Here is a 1,405-nt window from a genome sequence, read left to right as displayed (position 1 = left end):
GGGCCAGCGTCGGCAGTGGCGCGCTGACCGTGCGTTGCGGCCGGCGATGCGTTCGCCGGGGCGGCCTGATCCGTCTCGGGTAGTGCAGCGCCAGTTCTGGCGACTGATCGCCACGGGGGTCACGACGGTGGAGGCGTCGCTGGCGGTCGGCGTGTCGTGGCCGGTGGGTGCGAGGTGGTTTCGTCACGCTGGCGGCATGCCTCCGATCTCGTTGGCGGAGCCCGCGGGCCGGTACCTCACGTTCGAGGAGCGTGAGGAGATCGCGATCCTCAGTGCGATGAGCAAGGGCGTGCGCGAGATCGCCCGCGCCCTGGGGCGTGACCCCGGGACAATCTCTCGCGAACTGCGCCGCAACGCCGCCACACGCGGCGGCAAGCAGGAGTACCGCGCGACGGTCGCCCAGTGGAAGGCTCAGCAGGCGGCCAAGCGCCCGAAGAGCGCGAAGCTCCTGGGCAACGACCTGTTGCGTGAGTACGTGCAGGAGCGGCTTTCGGGGAACGTTCACCGGCCTGACGGGACGGTCGTCGCGGGACCGCAGACGCCTCCGTGGAAAGGGCTGAACAAGCCGCACCGGCAAGACAGGCGGTGGGCGACAGCATGGAGCCCGGAACAGATCTCGTACCGGTTGAAGGCCGACTTCCCCGAGGATGAGTCCATGCGCATCAGCCACGAGGCGATCTACCAGTCGCTGTTCATCGAGGGCCGTGGTGCGCTCAAGCGGGAGCTGGTCGCCTGCCTGCGCACCGGGCGGGCACTTCGAGAGCCTCGGTCGAGGTCACGGAACAAGCCGCAAGGGCATGTCACCGCGGATGTCCTCCTCAGCGAACGTCCTGCAGAGGCCGCGGACCGCGCGGTCCCGGGGCATTGGGAAGGCGATCTGATCATTGGGACGGGCCGGTCCGCGATCGGCACGCTCGTCGAGCGCAGCAGCCGATCTGCACTCCTGGTGCATCTGCCGAGGATGGAGGGCTGGGGCGAGGTGCCGCCTGTCAAGAACGGCCCGTCGTTGGGCGGTTACGGCGCCGTCGCGATGAACACTGCACTGACTGAGTCGATGACGAAGCTACCCGAGCAGCTCCGCAAGACCCTCACCTGGGACCGCGGGAAGGAACTTTCCGGGCATGCCCAGTTCGCGCTCGAGACCGGGACGAAGGTGTTCTTCGCCGATCCGCACTCGCCCTGGCAGCGACCCACAAACGAGAACACGAACGGGCTGCTGCGTCAGTACTTCCCGAAGGGCACCGACCTGTCCCGATGGTCGGCCGAGGACCTCGAAGCCGTCGCCCTGGCGATCAATAACCGGCCCCGCAAGATCCTCGGCTGGAAGACCCCGGCCGAGGTCTTCGAAGAGCAGCTACGCTCAATACAACAGCCCGGTGTTGCAACGACCGGTTGAACTCGCCCA

At 67.7% G+C, this 1,405-nt stretch carries 1 protein-coding gene; it reads left to right on the top strand.

What is annotated here, in order from left to right; translation table 11 throughout:
- Positions 1-34 precede the first annotated feature (34 nt).
- The gene (locus OTB20_RS42145; RefSeq protein WP_420716625.1) at positions 35-1,396 is read left to right on the top strand and encodes an IS30 family transposase; all 1,362 of its coding nucleotides are present in this window, start codon (positions 35-37) and stop codon (positions 1,394-1,396) included.
- The last annotated feature ends 9 nt before the right edge of the window (positions 1,397-1,405 follow it).

The sequence above is a fragment of the Streptomyces sp. H27-H1 genome (genome assembly GCF_026627445.1).
In the GTDB taxonomy this organism is placed as follows: domain Bacteria; phylum Actinomycetota; class Actinomycetes; order Streptomycetales; family Streptomycetaceae; genus Streptomyces.
This window is presented reverse-complemented; position numbering and strand designations above follow the sequence as displayed.